20 protein-coding genes are annotated in these 18,438 nt (G+C 39.3%); 17 read left to right on the forward strand and 3 right to left on the reverse strand.

Features of this window, described 5'->3' with window-relative positions; translation table 11 throughout:
• The first annotated feature begins 154 nt into the window (after positions 1 to 154).
• From AC6CHU_RS07550 to AC6CHU_RS07590, 9 genes are all read left to right on the forward strand, one after another.
• Positions 155 to 760, forward strand: coding sequence for a hypothetical protein (locus AC6CHU_RS07550; protein WP_159867004.1), 606 nt, complete (start codon positions 155 to 157; stop codon positions 758 to 760).
• A complete protein-coding gene (locus AC6CHU_RS07555) occupies positions 708 to 1,028 on the forward strand; it encodes a hypothetical protein (protein ID WP_159867007.1) in 321 nt (106 codons plus the stop codon). Before AC6CHU_RS07550 ends, AC6CHU_RS07555 begins: the two co-directional genes overlap by 53 nt.
• Positions 1,029 to 1,112: 84 nt before the next feature.
• On the forward strand, positions 1,113 to 2,111 hold the full coding sequence (locus tag AC6CHU_RS07560) for a LacI family DNA-binding transcriptional regulator (RefSeq protein ID WP_159867010.1): 999 nt from the start codon (positions 1,113 to 1,115) through the stop codon (positions 2,109 to 2,111).
• A gap of 330 nt (positions 2,112 to 2,441) precedes the next feature.
• Positions 2,442 to 3,032 (forward strand): KpsF/GutQ family sugar-phosphate isomerase, encoded by a 591-nt coding sequence (locus tag AC6CHU_RS07565; protein WP_159867013.1) that lies wholly within the window; start codon positions 2,442 to 2,444, stop codon positions 3,030 to 3,032.
• 20 nt (positions 3,033 to 3,052) lie between these two features.
• Positions 3,053 to 3,979 carry a ribokinase gene (gene rbsK, locus AC6CHU_RS07570; protein WP_159867016.1) on the forward strand — a complete coding sequence of 309 codons (927 nt, stop codon included), beginning with the start codon at positions 3,053 to 3,055 and terminating at the stop codon, positions 3,977 to 3,979.
• A 155-nt stretch (positions 3,980 to 4,134) separates the two neighbouring features.
• Positions 4,135 to 5,385 (forward strand): ABC transporter substrate-binding protein, encoded by a 1,251-nt coding sequence (locus AC6CHU_RS07575; RefSeq protein ID WP_498121042.1) that lies wholly within the window; start codon positions 4,135 to 4,137, stop codon positions 5,383 to 5,385.
• A gap of 80 nt (positions 5,386 to 5,465) precedes the next feature.
• Complete coding sequence (locus tag AC6CHU_RS07580; RefSeq protein ID WP_159867022.1) at positions 5,466 to 6,350, forward strand: carbohydrate ABC transporter permease; 885 nt, start codon at positions 5,466 to 5,468, stop codon at positions 6,348 to 6,350.
• 9 nt (positions 6,351 to 6,359) lie between these two features.
• Positions 6,360 to 7,175, forward strand: coding sequence for a carbohydrate ABC transporter permease (locus AC6CHU_RS07585; RefSeq protein ID WP_201306561.1), 816 nt, complete (start codon positions 6,360 to 6,362; stop codon positions 7,173 to 7,175).
• A gap of 50 nt (positions 7,176 to 7,225) precedes the next feature.
• Positions 7,226 to 8,323, forward strand: a complete 1,098-nt coding sequence (locus AC6CHU_RS07590) for a glycoside hydrolase family 172 protein (protein WP_159867025.1) — start codon at positions 7,226 to 7,228, stop codon at positions 8,321 to 8,323.
• A 145-nt stretch (positions 8,324 to 8,468) separates the two neighbouring features.
• Here the strand turns inward: AC6CHU_RS07590 and AC6CHU_RS07595 are convergent, their stop codons facing one another.
• On the reverse strand, positions 8,469 to 10,226 hold the full coding sequence (locus AC6CHU_RS07595) for a glycoside hydrolase family 183 protein (RefSeq protein WP_159867028.1): 1,758 nt from the start codon (positions 10,224 to 10,226) through the stop codon (positions 8,469 to 8,471).
• 179 nt (positions 10,227 to 10,405) lie between these two features.
• On the opposite strand from AC6CHU_RS07595, the gene AC6CHU_RS07600 reads away from it, so the two are divergent.
• Complete coding sequence (locus AC6CHU_RS07600; RefSeq protein ID WP_251282849.1) at positions 10,406 to 11,518, forward strand: LacI family DNA-binding transcriptional regulator; 1,113 nt, start codon at positions 10,406 to 10,408, stop codon at positions 11,516 to 11,518.
• Between the two features lie 224 nt (positions 11,519 to 11,742).
• Here AC6CHU_RS07600 and AC6CHU_RS07605 read toward each other — a convergent pair whose 3' ends face one another.
• The gene (locus tag AC6CHU_RS07605) at positions 11,743 to 12,027 is read right to left on the reverse strand and encodes a DUF4257 domain-containing protein (RefSeq protein ID WP_009330566.1); all 285 of its coding nucleotides are present in this window, start codon (positions 12,025 to 12,027) and stop codon (positions 11,743 to 11,745) included.
• A 285-nt stretch (positions 12,028 to 12,312) separates the two neighbouring features.
• On the reverse strand, positions 12,313 to 12,936 hold the full coding sequence (gene lexA / locus AC6CHU_RS07610; protein ID WP_159867031.1) for a transcriptional repressor LexA: 624 nt from the start codon (positions 12,934 to 12,936) through the stop codon (positions 12,313 to 12,315).
• A gap of 157 nt (positions 12,937 to 13,093) precedes the next feature.
• Between lexA and yneA the strand changes: the two genes are divergently transcribed.
• From yneA to AC6CHU_RS07645, 7 genes are all read left to right on the forward strand, one after another.
• Positions 13,094 to 13,426 carry a cell division suppressor protein YneA gene (gene yneA, locus AC6CHU_RS07615; protein ID WP_159867034.1) on the forward strand — a complete coding sequence of 111 codons (333 nt, stop codon included), beginning with the start codon at positions 13,094 to 13,096 and terminating at the stop codon, positions 13,424 to 13,426.
• Between the two features lie 9 nt (positions 13,427 to 13,435).
• Positions 13,436 to 14,083, forward strand: a complete 648-nt coding sequence (locus tag AC6CHU_RS07620; RefSeq protein WP_159867037.1) for a YneB family resolvase-like protein — start codon at positions 13,436 to 13,438, stop codon at positions 14,081 to 14,083.
• 143 nt (positions 14,084 to 14,226) lie between these two features.
• Positions 14,227 to 14,460 carry a DUF896 domain-containing protein gene (locus AC6CHU_RS07625; protein WP_009330562.1) on the forward strand — a complete coding sequence of 78 codons (234 nt, stop codon included), beginning with the start codon at positions 14,227 to 14,229 and terminating at the stop codon, positions 14,458 to 14,460.
• A 221-nt stretch (positions 14,461 to 14,681) separates the two neighbouring features.
• Positions 14,682 to 16,688, forward strand: a complete 2,007-nt coding sequence (gene tkt / locus AC6CHU_RS07630; protein WP_159867040.1) for a transketolase — start codon at positions 14,682 to 14,684, stop codon at positions 16,686 to 16,688.
• Between the two features lie 378 nt (positions 16,689 to 17,066).
• Entirely contained in the window at positions 17,067 to 17,504 is a 438-nt protein-coding gene (sirA, locus tag AC6CHU_RS07635) for a sporulation inhibitor of replication protein SirA (RefSeq protein ID WP_061792605.1), read from the forward strand.
• A gap of 86 nt (positions 17,505 to 17,590) precedes the next feature.
• Complete coding sequence (locus AC6CHU_RS07640; protein ID WP_009330559.1) at positions 17,591 to 17,806, forward strand: YneF family protein; 216 nt, start codon at positions 17,591 to 17,593, stop codon at positions 17,804 to 17,806.
• Between the two features lie 137 nt (positions 17,807 to 17,943).
• Positions 17,944 to 18,384: a DUF6376 family protein gene (locus tag AC6CHU_RS07645; protein ID WP_236566248.1), complete on the forward strand. Its 441-nt coding sequence runs from the start codon at positions 17,944 to 17,946 to the stop codon at positions 18,382 to 18,384.
• Positions 18,385 to 18,438 lie beyond the last annotated feature (54 nt).

Below are 18,438 nucleotides of genomic sequence, written 5' to 3' on the forward strand. Positions count from 1 at the left end.
CGTGAAGTAATTGTTGATATTAACAGATATAAGGTTTATATTTAATGTGTAATCGTTTACATATAAAATGTAAAATTTTGGAAAAAGGTAATCATTCTCCAACACATCATCAAATTCCCGCTAAATCGAGGGAGCAGAAAAGGGGGCAGCTAGTTTGAAAAAAATCGGAATACTAAAGCTAGGGACGATTCCACAAATCGTTAATGTAGCAATTGATCAAGTAGTTCATAGGTTCGAAAGGCAAAACGATTATGTTGTAACCGGAATTCAAGAAGATGCCCAAAAAGAAGCTAATATAGAACACCTGAGTTTTAACGGACAGGAACAAGCGAAAAGGCTTTGTTCAATCTCAAATTCTGCTTGGAAGAGGCACGGGGCCAGCATGGTAAACAATCTAGATATTTTGTTTGTATTTTATAATGAAAAGGAGTTAGCAGAATTCAATTTCGAGTTGCTGACAAAGAAATCTGTTTGCCGTGTACTTTTGATTCCCATAAACCTGTTTGATTCCCAGGAATCAAATCTTTATCAGTTAGGGTTTGATTCTGCTATAAATGAAGTAGTAAAAAGCATATATAAGGTCAAAGACACAGCCGGTTCCTTACTATTATCAAAAAAAAGGTTATTCCTTATTGAGATTCCTGGAGAAAAAGCTGGAGTATTTATAAAAGCTGCAGCAAAAGCGCTTGAATGTGAATATTTGGCCGATGAAAAAAAACGAATTCCACCGGATTACAAGGAACATAGCCGAGAAATATGAAGATGGATATAACTATGCGCTTTTGTTATTTAATGGGACAATTAAAGAAGAAAACATAAAGAATCATATATATGCAGAATTAAACGTAGATTTCCGTTCTGTTATGATTGAAGAAGGACAATGCATCGGGGGGAATCCGACTGTTATTGATCGGGTGTATGCAATTGAATTAGGGGAAAAAATGGCCAACTGGGCAGATTCTACAGGCCAACTTCATACTGTTCGTTTGGAAAAGATCGAACAAATTAAATTCGGACTCGCTCATTAGAATGCTCTTTAACAAGTTTACATATATTTATAGATTTTTTGCAAAAAGCAATTCTCCTAGAAAATAAATTGGAAGTGAGTTAGGTTGAATAATGCAACAATCAAGGATATCGCAAAAGAATTAAATATTTCGACGGCAACTGTATCCAGGGTACTAAATAATAGTGGTTATGCAAGCGATGAGGTTAAGAAAAAAGTACTGGAAACGGCCAAAAGATTAAATTATCGGCCTAATGCCATTGCAAGGAGCTTAAAGAAACATCAAACGAATACGATTGGCATTATTGTTCCTGATATTTCCAACCCCTTTTTTATGAAAGTATCCAGAGGGATTGAGGACATTGTTCATAAAAATGGCTATCATTTAATTTTTGCAAGTGCGGATGAAAATCCTAAAAAAGAAAGAGAAATGCTGCAAGTTTTATATGAAAAAAGGGTGGATGCCCTAGTACTTGCTACGTCTGGTGAAAATGAGGACTATATAAAAAAAATAAAAAGTGCGGGGATTCCCATTATCCTGGTAGATAGAAAAATAAATAACGAAACATTAGGCTTAGATTATGTGGTTGAAGATAACATTCAGGGGGCATATGAGTTAACCAGATATATAATTAAGCATGGACACACTCGAATTGGAGTCGTAAATGGTTCCTTAACCGTTAGTACAGGCTGGGAACGTTTTGAAGGATGTAAAATGGCTTTGAAGGAAAATGGGATTGATTTAAATTCAGCATATACTTTTAATGGAGATTTTACCAAAGAGGGGGGATTCAAGGCTGCGGATTATTTTTTGAATTTGCCAGAAGTACCCACTTCCATCCTTTCATTTAATAATACGATGACTTTTGGGATTCTGCTCAGGCTATCTCAAAATGGGATGTCCAATTATAAAAATCTGATTATCGCATCGTATGGTGAAAATGAAGCAGATCAATTAATCAAAATACCCAAGATTATTAGCATCAAACAATCACCATATGAAATGGGGCTACGAACGGGAGAAATATTGCTGAAAAGATTGCTCAACAATGTTGAAGCCCCAATTTTTGAGACGATCACCCCAGCTCTAAACAGCCCTGTCTAAAAAGGAAGCGAATTTTTCGCTTCCAGTCATCATGAAAAATTCAAAAAATTATAAAAATAGTATTGCATTTATTTGATTTTTTTTATAAACTCTATGTAAACGATTACACAGTTCTGTATATTTTTTTACATTAATGTTTTACCGGTAAAGTAATTTTTGATGATTACAGATGGTCTTATTGATTAGCTGAGGTAATTTTTATTTGTTAAATGTGTAAACGATTACACCTAATTTCCAGATGAAAAATTAATTTTTTAGCAATGTGTAAACGTTTACATATTGTAATGCAAGTGTTTTTAGAAAATAGCTTCAAGGGAAAGGGGTTAGTTTATGAATATATTGGAGCAAATTAAAAGGGTTATAGAAACAGAGGCTTCATCTATTTCAGCATTATCTGATCAAATAGGTCTGAATTTTGAAGAGGCAATAAATTTACTTAGCAGCTGTGAAGGAAAGGTGATTGTCAGCGGGGTGGGCAAATCCGGCCATATCGGCAAAAAGATTGCTGCTTCACTGGCTAGTACCGGAACACCGGCATTCTTTGTGCATAGTACAGAAGGGCTCCACGGTGACTTAGGAATGATTCAGCAAAAAGATGTTGTCATTTTAATTTCTAATAGCGGTGAAACTTCTGAAGTAATTAGTCTTATTCCTTCATTAATGAAGATTGGCTGCAGAACAATTGCGATTACATCCAAGCCTGGATCATCACTTGCACAATTCTGTGATGTTTCCCTAACCTACCAATACGCAGGCGAAGCTGATCATCTTGGATTAGCTCCGACTACAAGCTCTACTATTACATTAGTGATTGGTGATGCACTAGCTGTAGCATTATCAATGTCTAAAAGCTTTAAAAAGGAAGATTTTCATTTGTACCATCCTGGCGGCAGCTTAGGGAAGAAATTATCGAATAAATAACCTTAAAGGATGTAGATTGTATGGGGATTTTAGTGATTGGAAGTTTTATGATGGATTTAGTCGTAAGGACCGGCCGTTTTCCGCAAAATGGTGAAACTGTAATTGGTTCAAACTTTTCGAAATTTCCAGGTGGAAAAGGAGCCAATCAAGCTGTCGCAGCAGCAAGACTTGGAGCGGATGTTACCATGGCCGGGAAAGTGGGATCAGATCCATTTGGTGATGAATTTATTGTAACTTTAAAAAATGAAGGAATTAATACGGAAAACATCTTATGTGATTCTAAATATCCTACAGGAGTCGGTTCCATAACCCTGGAGGAAAGCGGAAACAATCGAATTGTTGTCGTTCCAGGAGCAAATTTACATTATGACTTACAAGAATTGAATCGTATAAAAGGACTTATTCAAAATGCTGAGCTATTAATAGTCCAGCTTGAAATGGACCTCAGCATGATTGAGCAAGCTGTTGCTTATGCCTCTGGGGTGCAAGTGCCTGTTATTCTCAATCCAGCCCCGGCCCAAAAACTAAGCGAGAGATTACTTGAAAAAGTAACTTATTTGACTCCGAATGAAACAGAGGTTGAAATTCTTACCGGCATTAAGATCTTGACTTTGGAAGATGCAGAGATTGCCGGGAAGGTTCTTTTGGATAAGGGTGTTCAAAACGTAGTGATTACACTTGCAGAAAAAGGGTCGTTAATTGTCAATAAAAATGACATTATTCATATTCCCAGCTATAAAGTTCAGCCCGTAGATACGGTTGCGGCAGGAGATGCATTTAATGGTGCGCTTGCAGTAGGGATTGTCAATAAGAAACCATTGCAGGAGGCGGTTGAATTCGCCAATGCTGTCGGTGCATTAGCTGTAACAAGAGAAGGTGCCATCCCATCTCTGCCAAATAAAGCTGAGGTCGAGAATTTTCTGATCCATCAAAATGGTAATCAGTGATTCATAAAGTCAATTAATTTAGCAGAAAGTGTTTAAGCAATTCTATGGAAAGGGGGAGGTCTTTACATAAAAAAATCATGTGTAATCGTTTTCAAAATATCTGTTAAAATACTAGTACAGAGGGGGCCAATTATATGAAATTCTGGAAGCCGTTATTGATTTTCAGTCTTGTGTTATTACTAGTTTTTCAAGCAGGATGCAGTACACAACCTTCTTCCGGAGATGGAAAATCCGATGGTGCGGTAACACTGGAATTTTGGGATTTTCACACAGAGGCTGAAAAGAAATTTTTTGAAGATCTAGTTAAAGAGTACAATGACTCACATAAAGAAAAAGTAAAAATTAAGTACACTGCCTTTAACCAGAGTGATTATACAACAACAAAGTTACCTGTAGCGTTTGCAAACGAAGAGGGGCCAGACATTTTCATGGTAAGCCCTGGAGACTTTACGAAGTATGCACAATCAGGAATTATGGCTGATTTAAATCCATATTTTCCGGATGGAGCAAAGGAAGATTTCCTTCCAGCTGCCATTGATGCAGTAACCTATGACAATAAAGTACTTGCATTGCCATATGAACTAGAATTACTTGGACTCTATTACAATAAAAAAATGCTGGCAGATGCAGGTGTACAAGTACCGAAAACGTGGGATGAATTACAAGCTGCAGCTAAAAAGTTAACAACCGATAAAGTTGCTGGCCTTGTACTGCCAACAGATAAAGGTCCTTACCTTAACTTCATTTGGTATCCTTTTTTATGGCAGCAGGGCGGTAATGTTTTAAATGAAGAGGGAATAAAATCTACTTTTAATTCACCTGAAACAGCAAAAGCATTGGACTATTGGGGATCTTTCTTCCAAGATGGTTCTGCACCGTCCAAATTACAATATGGTCCATGGGATGCTGCTAATATAGGGACAGGTTCAGCAGCTATGACTATTGCTGGCACATGGGCGGTTCCTGTATTGGAAAAGGAGTATAAAGATATAGAATTCGGTCTTGCGCCAATTCCAACTCCAGAAGGCGGAAAACCGGCAACGGCTGCAGGTGGCTGGAAAATGGCCGTAAATTCAAAAAGTGAGAATGTAGATGAAGCGGCTAAATTTATTATGTGGTGTTTTGCTGAAGATAAGTCCCGTCCGTTAAAATGGGCAACTGAAATTAAATTTGCATATCCACCTCGTCAATCCGTAGTTGAAGAGGGACAGCAAATTTATAATAAGGGGTTGCGTAAAGTTTTTACAGAAGAAATCTATGATTCTGCTATTCCAGAACCCCGTTATGGACCTGAAGTAGTAGATGCAGTGGGAGAAGCCATGCAGAAGGTCATGTTTGGAAATGCAAAAGGCAAGGATGCGGCTAAAGAGGCAGACAAGAAAATTGAAGAAGCACTGAAAAAATAATAATGGGAAGTTCGGAGGGCTTTCATAAAGCTTTCCGGACTTCTTATCCTAAACCTCGATTTTGCCGAGGAGGCATGAACATGAAATTGAAAGGCTTAACAAACAGGAGAAAAGAAGCATTAACAGCATATGGTTTTTTATTGCCCAATCTTCTAGGGCTGACTGTATTTATTTTTGTGCCAATGGTATATGCATTTTATGTAAGTCTGCATGAGTGGAATGCGCTAAGTCCAAAGGTGTTTATAGGATTTGAAAATTACGAAAAGTTAGCTTCGGACAAAGATTGGTGGAAGTCTGTTTACAGGACTCTTATTTTTACCATAATTTATGTTCCGTTATTGGTTGGCTTATCACTGTTTTTCGCAGTCATGATGAATACTATTAAGCGAAAATATGAAGGATTGGCAAGGACAATGTTTTTACTTCCATTCGCGATCACATCTGTCATATCTGCTGTTATCTGGATGTTCTTATATGATCCTCGCAGTGGATTCATTAACCAGCTTCTTGATCTTTTAGGGATTCCAAATCAGCAATTTTTGGGATCAACAAGCCAAGCAATGGTGTCCGTTATCGTGGTAATCCTGTGGATAAATCTCGGATATAATATGATGATTTTCCTTGCATCAATTAAGGAGATTCCAAATGATTACTATGAGGCTGCCCAGATTGATGGAGCTACGGGATGGAAGGCATTTAAGAGCATTACGCTGCCATTATTGAAACCTACCACGATATTTATACTTATAGTTACAACAATTGGATCCTTTCAGGTATTTGACCAAATCATGGTTATGACAAAGGGAGGGCCGGCAAATTCAACGATGGTTAGTGTGCTATATATTTATAAGCAAGCCTTTGAATTTTTAAATATGGGTTACGCTTCTGCATTGGCTGTTGTATTGTTCTTAATTATTTTCGTGCTTTCACTTGCTCAGTTAAGGGTCTATACCGATAAAGATTAGGAGGTGCAAATGGTCATGGGAAAAAATAAATGGCTTGTAACGATCTTTATAATTGCGTGCGGTATCTTAATCGTATTGCCAATTTTCCTCCTGGTTATTAGTTCGTTTAAAGCGCCACAAGATGTTTTTAAACCAAATATCAACATATTCGCTTTTACTATGGACAATTTTAAAGCTGTTCTGGAAACAAATATTCTAAGGGCCATCTGGAACTCATTAATTGTCTCAACAGCTGTTACTATCATTGCCTTGCTTTTTCATTCAATGAGCGGTTATGCGCTATCACGATTGAACTTTCCAGGTAAAAACCTTGTATTTGGATGGATGATTAGTACCTTAATGGTTCCGTTTACCGTCATTATGATTCCGCTTTATATGGTGACAAAGAATTTAGGTATGGCAAATTCTTATCTAGGATTAATTGTACCGATGATTTTTAATGCATATGGAATATTCTTATTTAAACAATTTTATCGTGATTTTCCAAAAGAATTAGAAGAAGCTGCCTATATGGAGGGGTTATCTATTGCGGGGACATTCTTCAGGATAGTCCTTCCACTATCAAAACCAATGATGATTCCGCTGACAATAGGATTCTTTACAGCAAACTGGAACAATTACTTATGGCCGCTGATTATTAATCAAAAGGAAGAGCTGTGGGTAGTACAGGTTGCTTTAGCTAATATAGTCGGAGGCGGTTACGAAACATCCTGGAGTATTGTACTGGCTGCTGCCTTATTGTGTGCAATACCAACCTTTATAGTATTCTTTTCAATGCAAAGATATTTGGTTGACGGGATTAAAATGTCCGGCGGAAAACTATAAGTCCATCTCATAAAAAGTACTAACAATGAATAGTGAAAAGGGGTATAAGTATGACATTCTTAGGCTCATCTTTAAGAGATCTATATAGAGTAAGAGACAGTAAAAGGAAACGGGCATCAAGCTATGATACAACGGGTGGCAACAGAGATTTTATTCGGATTTTTCCAGGAGATGTTCAAACGATTTGCGAACTTGAAGGATCAGGATGCATTACCCATATTTGGATGACCATGGCTCCTTTGGATGATTCTATTGAGGAATATCTTCATCGCAAAGTAGTGATCAGAATGTATTGGGATGGAGAAGAAAATCCGAGTGTACAAGCACCAATCGGTGATTTTTTCGGGATGGGGCATGGTATTACAAAGAACTATTCTTCTGAACCTCTGCAAATGAGTCCGGAAGATGGAAGAGCCCTGAATTGCTTTTTCCCGATGCCTTTTGGAAAAAAAGCAAAAATTGAAATCGAAAGCAATGCCAATGATCCGATTAAATTCTATTATTATGTAGATTATGAGCAATATGATAAAGAGATTGATAGTCCGCTCCGTTTCCATGCCCTATGGAAAAGGGAGTTAACCGATGGGATTGATGACAGCATTTCCAACGCCTTATACAGCTTTGGGGGCAAGAATACGACCGGGGACGGAAACTATGTGATTTTGGATGCCGTAGGGAAAGGCCATTATGTCGGATGTAACTTAAATATCCATAACCTTCGCTTTACACATGAATGGAACTGGTATGGCGAGGGGGACGATATGATTTTTATCGATGGAGAACCATGGCCTCCGTCCCTGCACGGAACAGGAATGGAAGACTACTTTAATACAGCCTGGTGTCCACAGCAGGAGGTCTGTGCGCCATACCATGGCATCATTCTTGGCGGCGGCCCGAACTGGTCTGGGAAAGTTTCGGCGTACCGTTATCATATCCAGGACCCCGTTATGTTCGACAAATCGATTAAAGTAACGATCGAGCACGGCCATAATAATAACCGCAGCGATGATTACTCCAGTACGGCATATTGGTACCAAACGGAGCCGCATCAGGCTGTTCAGCCAATTCTGCCAGTCAAAGAGCGTTTGCCATTACCAGACACGCTCCCGCAAAAGCCGGAAGACTTAAAAACGTGCTTTGATTATTAATAACTGACAATAGATTCTTTAAATGATCCCGAAAATAACGATTGAGGATTATTTAGAGAATCATTTTTTATGTCATTGCATGTATCTGTGAGTGGATTAAGAAGATTCCCGCCAGCATTTTTATTGGCGGGAATCTCGTGATCCATTATTTATAGTATACTTCTAACTCTCCAATCGATGTAAAGGCTGCTGTGCCTCCTGGAGCACCTATAATTCGTACACCATCTCCCCAAGTTTTATCAAAGGTAAAGGTGTAGGTTTGGTTTTTGCCGGCATCTTTGCTGTTTGGGTAAGCAGGTGCACCTTGCAGGTTGTTGACATCTACCCATTTGAAATTTTGGCGTACCTGAACTTTAATATCATTAAACCACCCGCCATCATTAAACATATTACCTGTAGTATATACAACTTTGTTCATGTTATAGGCTTGTGACCATGTATAGCCCCACCAGTCTTCCTGTTTTCTTTCCCCGTTCCAATCGTCTTCTGATTGATTTTTATTGCCGTCATTTAAATACCTTAGATTCGAATTATGTGCACTGTATTTGGAGACAGGTGTAACATTGCTGGAGTTAGCCGGAAGTGCTAAGTTATTATCGCTGCTTTCATTTGCTGGTTCAGTTGCTTTATAAGGAGTAGCTTTAAGTTTTCTAAAGGATAAACTGTATTTTTGTACTCCTCCCATAAAGGTATTGGAATTCAGCCACATTTCTGTACCATCATCACTGATATATTTTGACGGCATTACAACCCCATATCCTCCGTGGTGATGATTAAACCAAGGATAGACACCAAAGTCTTTTGATAAAAATTTCTTCCATGGTCCATAAGGGGTAGGAGATTCATAGAATTCAAAAGTGAATTCTGTCCATGAAGTATAAATGTATCGGTTTAATGGTTTGTTATATACAACACTTCCCTGTGATAGAACGGTGGAATTGTCAGGGTTGGTTGCATGAAGGGTGTTACTGTATACTCTTCTTTCGTCCTGCAGCACTGGCTTTCTCTGCTTAATATTTTTTTTCCATTTAGGATTTCCGTTTAAATCCCCTGCATAAAATTCCCAGGCGGAGCGATCCTGAATTTTTGTTTTAGGAACCCTGGCAAGGTAAAGATTGGTGGGATCTTCAACAGTGTCAATGAATGAATCTCGCCAATTATAATCTAATCCGTACGCATAAACATACCCATCCGAATTGTTCTCGCTATCTTTTCCATAGTCCAAAAACATGATGGTAGTGAAAACATAGTCATCAAACATTGGTTTTTCTTTATCCCAAGTCCATGTTTTTCCCTTATCAGCCGATTTTAGGATTGTTGCAGAAGGTGCATCATTGAATGCCCGCCAGCCTCCGCCCTTGTTCAGATCCTGAACAGCAAGATATAAATTTCCATCTACAGAAATCATGCCTGTCGGCTTGCGATTGTATTCATATGGGTCATTCCAGACAGTTCCTACCTGATCGCCGCTTGAAAGTCTTTTGCCGGTAATATTTTTGGTTGAAGGGTGTCCTGCTGTAATTTGGTTCACCACAATATCTGACCATGGAGCATTTAGGTCAAATCCCTTTCCATCACCATTGGCTGTATACAGCATATCGTCATCCGACCAGGCGGCCGGCCATAAATCCCCATCACTCGGAGTGTTATAAGAAGAGTTCTCTTCGATGGATACGGTTGAAAAAAAAGTACTCTCTTCAGGTGTTACAATGGTATCCTTTTGATCTTTTTTCTTTGCATTTGGAACAGATTTAACATTATTTTGATTCACTTTTCCGTAGCTTTGCCCGACTTTCCCTTCATCTTTCGCAATGGCACCCAGCGGAGAAAAATTGAGGAAAGAAGTACCTAATAGAACTGCACTAGTAAGTATTATAGATGCGCCTTTCAATTTAGTTTTCAACCAATCCACTCCTTTTTTTATATGACTGCGTTGGTTTTACCGGTAAAGTAGATTAACAAAAAATAAATAACGATTACTTTAACGGTAAAGTAACAATTTTAGTTTACCATAAATATATGTTATGCTCAATTAAATTCTGAATTTTTAAAAAACATAAGTGGTATTAACTTCAAATAAAATTGTCAAGCATTGCTAGATATAATACAATTATTCTTAAATGGCATCAATGGTCGGAGGGGAGTTCCATCAAGAAGCGTGTAAAATTAGAAGATATTGCAAAAATTGCTGGTGTGTCAAAAATGACCGTTTCCTTAGCCCTTAGAGGTGATAAATCGATCAGTGCCAGCACGGCTAATAAAATTAAAGATATAGCTGCTGAATTGGGATATATACCCAATCGTATGGCTCAGGGGCTAAATAGCGGCCGTTCACATATTATCGGCCTTCTAATAGGCGGTTATTTACATGATGATTACCAAAATCAGTTTCTTAAAGGGGCGATTCCCTATGCAATGGAAAGGGGCTATACAATCTCCATTGGCCCTGCAGAATGTGATAGCAAGGTAGAGAAGTCTCTTATTGAAAAATACAGGCATATGATGGTAGATGGATTTCTTGCTTTTCATTGCAATGAAGTGGAGACGTATAAACGCCTGCAAAAATCAAACATTCCATTTGTATTATATACAAAGTATTTCAAGGAATTAGAGGCTGATCATGTGGTTTGTGATGACCTTGCCGGCGGCTATAAAATGACCAAGCACTTAATTGAACTGGGGCATAAGAAAATTGCATTTGTATTCGATAAGCATTTAGAGTCGTCCTCAGAAGTTGTGAATAGAATGCAAGGTTATAAAAATGCTTTAAAAGAAAATGGATTGCCTATTGAAGAGCATTTATTCGTTCCTTTTAATTTAGCGAACTATAATCATACGGATTCCAAAACAGTTATGGCTGAGAATCCGCAGCTATTAGAGTGCTTAAAACAAACCAATCGTCCGACAGCATTATTTGTCTGTAATGATATTACGGCATCCTTTGTCTATGTGATTGTCAAAAAATTAGGTCTTTCTATCCCGCATGATATTTCCATAAGCGGCTATGAAGGTGTTTACTTAGGGTCCATAATAGATCCGCCGCTTACCACGATTTCTACTCCCATTATTGAAATGGGGAGAAAGGCATGTGAAATATTAATTGATAAGATTGAAGGGAAAGTTCCATTATCTGAGAGAAAGAAAATTCAGCTAGAACCAAGTTTGTTAGTAAGAGAATCGACAATGGCCAGATAAATAGCCTTCAACATTATTGAGTACCTTACAGTTGACCGAGCTTGCTGTGCTCTTCATTCAAGAAAACGTGACTTTTTTGAATGAAGAGTCTAAGCTTTTTTCATATTGTTATCCATACAAAAATGACTTTGAAAGTTAGGGAACTTAAGATTCCGCAAGTGAGCACATAAAAAACCCCGCTCAGCGATGAACGAGGTTTTTCTAGAAATATCGTCTGCATCTCTCTATTCTTTATGTCTTATTTTTAAGAAATCGAGACATGTCAGCAGTGCATCTCCTCCAAATCCTGCAATCACTGCCAGGAGAACTACCTTTAAGGCAGAGTCAGGATCTGAAGAAACGACCAAAAAAACAGCCGCTAAAGCCCCCATGATTACCTCTTCAAAGACCCCCAGATAGATGAATTTTTTTGTCCTTCTGGGTTTAACCATTTTGCCTTCTTTCCGAATATGTCCAACGACACCAACCAGCCCACCAATCAACAAAGCGAAGGTAATGTTCAAAAACATTTTTTCTTCACACTCCTAAAGTCGAGATTTTTTGAAAAGCGACCTTAGGTTGATTCTCGGTGTATTACCATTATATAGAAAATGAATATAAAATAATATGCATAAAAATACCGAATTTTCTGAATGATAAATTAGTCATACATGACTGTAACCTTATGCTAAAAGAAAAGTATCAGTTACTTTCGTACCGTTTTGCTGATAGTACCAGGTAATAGGAACTGATATCCTTCTTGAAATTGGAAAAAAACAAAAAGCAGGCTGAGGTGCCTGCTTTTTAACAATCTATCAATGCATATGACGGTATACGCCTATCACTTTCCCAAGAATAGAAACATTGCGGAGAATAATCGGTTCCATTGTGGAGTTTTCTGGCTGTAGACGAATAAAGTCTTTTTCTTTAAAGAATCTCTTAACAGTTGCTTCGTCTTCCTCTGTCATGGCAACTACGATATCTCCATTATTGGCAGTGCTCTGCTGTTTTACGATTACATAGTCTCCATCAAGGATCCCTGCTTCAATCATACTTTCTCCCATGATTTCAAGCATGAATACATGCTCGTCAGCAGGTGCCATTCTTTCCGGAAGCGGAAAATATTCTTCAACATTTTCAATTGCCGTTATCGGCTGCCCTGCGGTTACTTTACCAACGATCGGAACATTGACTGCACTGATCTTGGGGATATTTGAAGCTTCGTCCATATCTAAAATCTCAATGGCGCGCGGTTTAGTAGGGTCTCTGCGGATCAGCCCTTTGCTTTCAAGCCTGGCGAGATGACCGTGAACAGTTGAGCTTGAAGCCAGGCCGACTGCTTCCCCAATTTCCCTTACAGAAGGAGGATATCCTCTCAACTTAACTTCTTCTTTAATAAACTCCAATATATCTTGCTGCCTTTTTGATAGTTTCACCATCTTTACGCACCTCGTATGTGTTTTTGTTGTCTCAATTATAGCATCAATTACCATATGATACAAACATAAGTTCGAATTTTTATTGACACAAAACAAACGTTCGGTCTATAATAAAAACATCAAATGCGAACATATATTCTCTTGAGGGTGGTTAATTATGCTGAACAAATTGTGGAAATCATATTCTTATGCTATTATTCTCTTCGTTTTGAGCTTGGCGGCATCGCTTATAATGCTCATACAGATAGAAGCACCTGATACGGAAAAGTTTGTGAAAGTCACTGTTGCAGAAGGGGATTCATTATGGAAGATTGCTGAAAATTTTTCTGCCGAGCATTCAATGTCAACAGATCAATTTATTAATTGGGTTGAACAAAATAATGGGATAGCGGCAGGAAGGATTTTTCCGGGTGATGAAATTGTCATTCCAGTAAAAGCTCTGGATGACCAGCCATATAAAGAGCTTGCCAGCTCAGACCTTAACGAATAAGGAGAAGTTATGAAAGCAATTATTTACTGCAGAGTTAGTACAACAAAGGAAACTCAGGAAACGTCCCTTTCTAGGCAGGAAGAAGAGCTTTTGAACCTGGCGGGAAAAAATGGCTTTGAAGTAGTCAAGGTCATCCGCGAACAGGCAAGCGGATACGATCTTGAAAGGGACGGTATATTGGAGCTTTTAGACTTAATTAAAAACAAGGAGATAAAGGTGGTCCTCATCCAGGATGAAACCAGGCTGGGGAGGGGGAATGCCAAAATTGCGATCCTCCATTGTATTTTAAAAGAAGAAGTCCAGTTATACAGCATCTCGAATAATGGCAAACTGGAGCTTTCAGAATCAGATTCGATGGTCCTGAGCATAGTAGGAATGGTAGAGGAGTATCAGAGAAAGCTGCATAACATCAAAATTAGACGCGGCATGCAGCGGGCTGTTGATAAAGGGTACAGGCCCGAGAAAAACCTAAGTAATCAGGGAGCAAGTGGCGGCAGGGAAAGAATAGAGGTGCCGATAGAGGAAATTATCCGGCTGAGGAAAAACGAGTTAACATTTGCCGAGATTGCTGCGACATTAAGGGGATTCGGCTATAATATTTCCAAAGCAACTGTCCACAGAAGGTATAAAGAATATATTGATTCACTTTCAGAGTAGAGCACTTTTCTTGTCAAAAGTGCTCATTTTTAGTATGATGGCATTTGAGTTTCAGTATTGTTCCATAACTGAAGCTGCTGTATAATAAAAACTTCCATCAGATTATTCAAAGGTAAACTTTTGATATAAAGGAGTTTTAATAAATGCTGCCTAAACAAAAACTTGCCCGAATTAATGAATTGGCAAAGAAGGCCAAGGAATCCGGACTGACTGAAGCAGAAGCGAAAGAACAGACCTCGCTGCGCAAAGAGTATTTGGAGACTTTCCGCTCAGGCATGTTAAACACGCTGAAAGGCGTTACAATCGTTGATCCGAAAGGGAATGATGTAACACCGAAAAAGCTGAAGGAATTCCAAAATAAAAATCGCCTTCACTAATAATATAATTGCAAGGGATACACTGTGCTGTATTCCTTCTTTTAATAGAGGAGATGGTATTACTGCCTGTCTCCGCTTTTTTTACATATGCCGGGTGTTTTTGTGTCAATATAGTAACAAACCGGCTTTTTGTCCTTTACCTAACCCTATTGGTTGTGAAAATAAGGGACACCCGATAATATTATAAGAGTGAAGAATTTCTACTCGAAAGGATGTATTGAATGTTTAATCACACAGATGAACTATCCATCAGTTCCATTCGTACTTTATCAATTGACGCCATTGAAAAGGCAAATTCCGGCCATCCGGGCATGCCAATGGGAGCTGCTCCAATGGCTTATACTCTTTGGACGCGCTTTATGAACCACAATCCAAAAAATCCGGACTGGTTCAACCGTGATCGTTTTGTCCTTTCTGCAGGACATGGCTCTATGCTTTTATACAGCCTTCTTCATCTTTCCGGCTATGATGTATCCATGGATGATATTAAAGAGTTCAGACAGTGGGGAAGCAAGACTCCCGGTCACCCTGAATACGGCCATACTCCTGGTGTTGACGCAACTACAGGCCCATTAGGACAAGGTATTGCTATGGCTGTCGGTATGGCAATGGCTGAACGCCACCTTGCTGCTACATACAATAAAGACAACTTCAATGTTGTTGATCATTATACATACAGCATTTGCGGTGACGGAGATCTTATGGAAGGCGTTTCGGCTGAAGCTGCTTCCCTTGCTGGACACTTGAAGCTTGGCAGGCTGGTTGTTCTTTATGATTCCAATGATATCTCACTTGATGGAGACCTTGATAAATCTTTCTCTGAAAGTGTTGAACAGCGCTTTAAATCATACGGATGGCAGTATATCCGCGTAGAAGACGGAAATGACCTCCACGAAATAGCAAAAGCTATTGAAGAAGCAAAGCAGGACGAAAACCGTCCGACAATGATTGAAGTAAAAACAGTCATTGGCTACGGTTCTCCAAACAAATCAGGAAAATCTGATGTTCACGGCGCTCCTCTTGGTGCTGATGAATTGAAATTAACTAAAGAAGCTTACAAATGGACATTTGAAGAAGACTTCCATGTTCCACAGGAAGTATATGATCACTTTAATATGCAAGTTGTTGAAAACGGTGCGAAAAAGCAGCAGGAATGGGAAGACCTTTTTGCTCAATACAAAGAATCACATCCTGAGTTAGGAAAACAGCTGGAGCAGGCAATTAATGGTGAGCTTACTGAAGGCTGGGATAAAGACATCCCTGTTTATGAAGAAGGTAAGAGCCTTGCCAGCCGCGCTTCTTCCGGAGAAGTGCTAAATGCTATCGCTCAGAACCTGCCTTCTTTCTTCGGCGGATCTGCTGACCTTGCAGGATCAAATAAAACAATGATTAAAGGAACTGGTGACTTTACGGCTGAATCATTTGATGGCCGCAACATCTGGTTCGGAGTACGTGAATTTGCTATGGGAGCTGCCTTAAATGGAATGGCGCTTCACGGCGGATTAAAGGTATTCGGCGGAACATTCTTCGTGTTCTCTGATTACCTTCGCCCGGCAATTCGTCTGGCTGCTCTTATGAACCTGCCTGTAACATATGTATTTACCCATGACAGTATCGCTGTCGGTGAAGACGGCCCTACGCATGAGCCTGTAGAACAGCTTGCCGCATTGCGTGCAATGCCAAACCTTTCTGTTGTCCGTCCTGCTGATGGCAATGAAACAGCAGCAGCCTGGAAAACAGCAATTGAATCAACAAATAAGCCAACTGCATTAGTATTGACTCGTCAAAACCTGCCTACATTAAAAGGGACGGATTCAGCGGCATACGAAGGTGTTCAAAAAGGCGGATACGTTGTATCACCAGCTTCTAACAGCAATGCGGATGTATTATTGCTTGCTGCAGGATCTGAAGTCAGCCTCGCAGTTGAAGCTCAAAAAGTGCTTGAAGGCGAAGGCATCCATGCATCTGTAATAAGTATGCCTGCCTGGGATCGTTTTGAAGCTCAATCAAAAGAGTACAAAGAAAGCGTAATTCCTAAGACAGTCAAGAAACGTCTTGCCATTGAAATGGGATCTTCACTTGGCTGGCATCGTTATGCTGGAGACGAAGGCGATGTTCTTGCCATCGATACGTTCGGCGCGTCTGCACCAGGAGAAAGAATTATGGAAGAATACGGATTTACAGTAGATAACGTTGTAGCACGCGTGAAAGCATTGCTGCAGGGATAATAATAACAGTGAAGGGAGAGCTGATAGGCTCTCCTTTTTTTGATTGGATTTGATGAGTAGGCATGAAGAGAGAAACAAGAATTAGCCGCCATATAGGCTCAGAAGCCACCAGAAAGAGAAAAAGCCGCAGCTAAACAGTGAATATTCAAGCCGTCATTAAAATCAAGATTACAAGCAGTCAAATCTGGGAATATGCCATAGTGAATAGATTTTTGTAAAGAGCAAATCGGCAGATTTCAACCACCATGAATCCTCATAATCCACTGAACTCTTCGCTTTCGACAAAATTAGTGATAGTTTTTAACATCTTCAGACACATTCTTTAAAAGCGTTTACTTATAATTGAAAGAAATGGATTGTCCCGGAAGGAGGGGCCAGATGAGAGCTTATCAATTGTATTTAATAGAAGATGAATTTGCGTCCCATTATTTTGGCAGAGAGCGGATGTTTTTTCAGTTGTTTGAAGAGTATGAGCGTTCGTCAGGTGAAATGAAGTCGATTCTATCGAAGCAAATTGATTTTGTGACTAAGCCAATCCCGGGTTTGAAAGTGCATCAATATATCCATCAGCAGCTGCAGAGAAAAAAGGACTTTATCATAGAAAAAAGTGCATACTATATAGAGATGAGCAAAAGAAGCAGGGCGAAGCTTGAAGTATTTGAACGAAGCCTGGTATTAGAAGCGGCGGGCAGCTATGAGGCTGAGACAGTTTTTTTCGAGGTGCTGCGAAAAAGCGAGTCTTCCTTTTTGGCTGTTGACCTCCAGCATAAGCGCTATGGGTGGCTAAAACCGATTAAAGAAAGAAAATTCGTCTAAAATAAGAGAAAAACTGAAGCAAATATTGTATAATAACCTTTGGTCTAGTACACTGTATGATAGACAACATGAAGGAGGAAGTTAGTATGGGTATGTACATTCTAGTTGGTGTACTGGCGCTTCTTGCCGGTGTAGCACTAGGATTTTTCATTGCTCGAAAATATATGATGAGCTACCTTGAGAAAAATCCGCCAATTAATGAACAAATGCTTAAAATGATGATGATGCAAATGGGCATGAAGCCATCTCAAAAGAAGATCAACCAAATGATGAATGCCATGAACAAGCAGACTGGCAAGTAATCAGGGACAAGCGGCCCATTGGAAGCCATTTTTCTGTTATACTAACAGGAAGGTGGTTTTTTTATTTATAAATGAAACCTTCCTTTCAAGCAGACCGTATATAATACTATGACAAATCATGAAAGGAACGAGCAATTTTGAAGAAAGTAATCTTAATAGGGCTCCTTACCATTTCCATGTTATTAAGCGGCTGTTCCGTTCTGGGAGAAGTTAATAACTCCATTGGCTATGTTAATGAGGCGACTGAGCATATTAATACATTAAGCAACTTTGCCGAAGAGGCCCCGCAGCTGATTCAGGAAGCGGCAGCAGACCCGGCAGCAAAGCAGGAACTTGAAGACAGGTTGATGACTCTAAAGCAGGAAGTTGAAGAATTTATCGCCATTCAGGATATACCGAAGCTTGCAGAAGATGTTCATCAGGAGCTTGTGACCCAGAATGAAACGCTTTTGGCAGAGATCAATAAAATTATGGAAAATGGCAACCTTGCGCTGGATCAGCTGGAAAATTCAGAGCTGTTCTCAACAATTAATAAAGCAACAAGCCTGATAAATCGAATAGAAGCATTAGGGCAATAAAGCATCCATCCGGGTGCTTTTTTTTGTTGCGGGAAAAATCTTCCTTATTTTCTT

Source organism: Cytobacillus sp. GQ23 (assembly GCF_059758675.1).

Bases quoted from the DNA above. Each gene is read 5' to 3' on its own strand.
- AC6CHU_RS07555 (WP_159867007.1), top strand. From the start codon at position 708: ATGAAAAAAAACGAATTCCACCGGATTACAAGGAACATAGCCGAGAAA.
- AC6CHU_RS07565 (WP_159867013.1), top strand. From the start codon at position 2,442: ATGAATATATTGGAGCAAATTAAAAGGGTTATAGAAACAGAGGCTTCA.
- rbsK (WP_159867016.1), top strand. From the start codon at position 3,053: ATGGGGATTTTAGTGATTGGAAGTTTTATGATGGATTTAGTCGTAAGG.
- AC6CHU_RS07580 (WP_159867022.1), top strand. From the start codon at position 5,466: ATGAAATTGAAAGGCTTAACAAACAGGAGAAAAGAAGCATTAACAGCA.
- AC6CHU_RS07585 (WP_201306561.1), top strand. From the start codon at position 6,360: ATGGTCATGGGAAAAAATAAATGGCTTGTAACGATCTTTATAATTGCG.
- AC6CHU_RS07590 (WP_159867025.1), top strand. From the start codon at position 7,226: ATGACATTCTTAGGCTCATCTTTAAGAGATCTATATAGAGTAAGAGAC.
- AC6CHU_RS07605 (WP_009330566.1), bottom strand. From the start codon at position 12,027: ATGTTTTTGAACATTACCTTCGCTTTGTTGATTGGTGGGCTGGTTGGT.
- lexA (WP_159867031.1), bottom strand. From the start codon at position 12,936: ATGGTGAAACTATCAAAAAGGCAGCAAGATATATTGGAGTTTATTAAA.
- yneA (WP_159867034.1), top strand. From the start codon at position 13,094: ATGCTGAACAAATTGTGGAAATCATATTCTTATGCTATTATTCTCTTC.
- AC6CHU_RS07620 (WP_159867037.1), top strand. From the start codon at position 13,436: ATGAAAGCAATTATTTACTGCAGAGTTAGTACAACAAAGGAAACTCAG.
- AC6CHU_RS07625 (WP_009330562.1), top strand. From the start codon at position 14,227: ATGCTGCCTAAACAAAAACTTGCCCGAATTAATGAATTGGCAAAGAAG.
- tkt (WP_159867040.1), top strand. From the start codon at position 14,682: ATGTTTAATCACACAGATGAACTATCCATCAGTTCCATTCGTACTTTA.
- sirA (WP_061792605.1), top strand. From the start codon at position 17,067: ATGAGAGCTTATCAATTGTATTTAATAGAAGATGAATTTGCGTCCCAT.
- AC6CHU_RS07640 (WP_009330559.1), top strand. From the start codon at position 17,591: ATGGGTATGTACATTCTAGTTGGTGTACTGGCGCTTCTTGCCGGTGTA.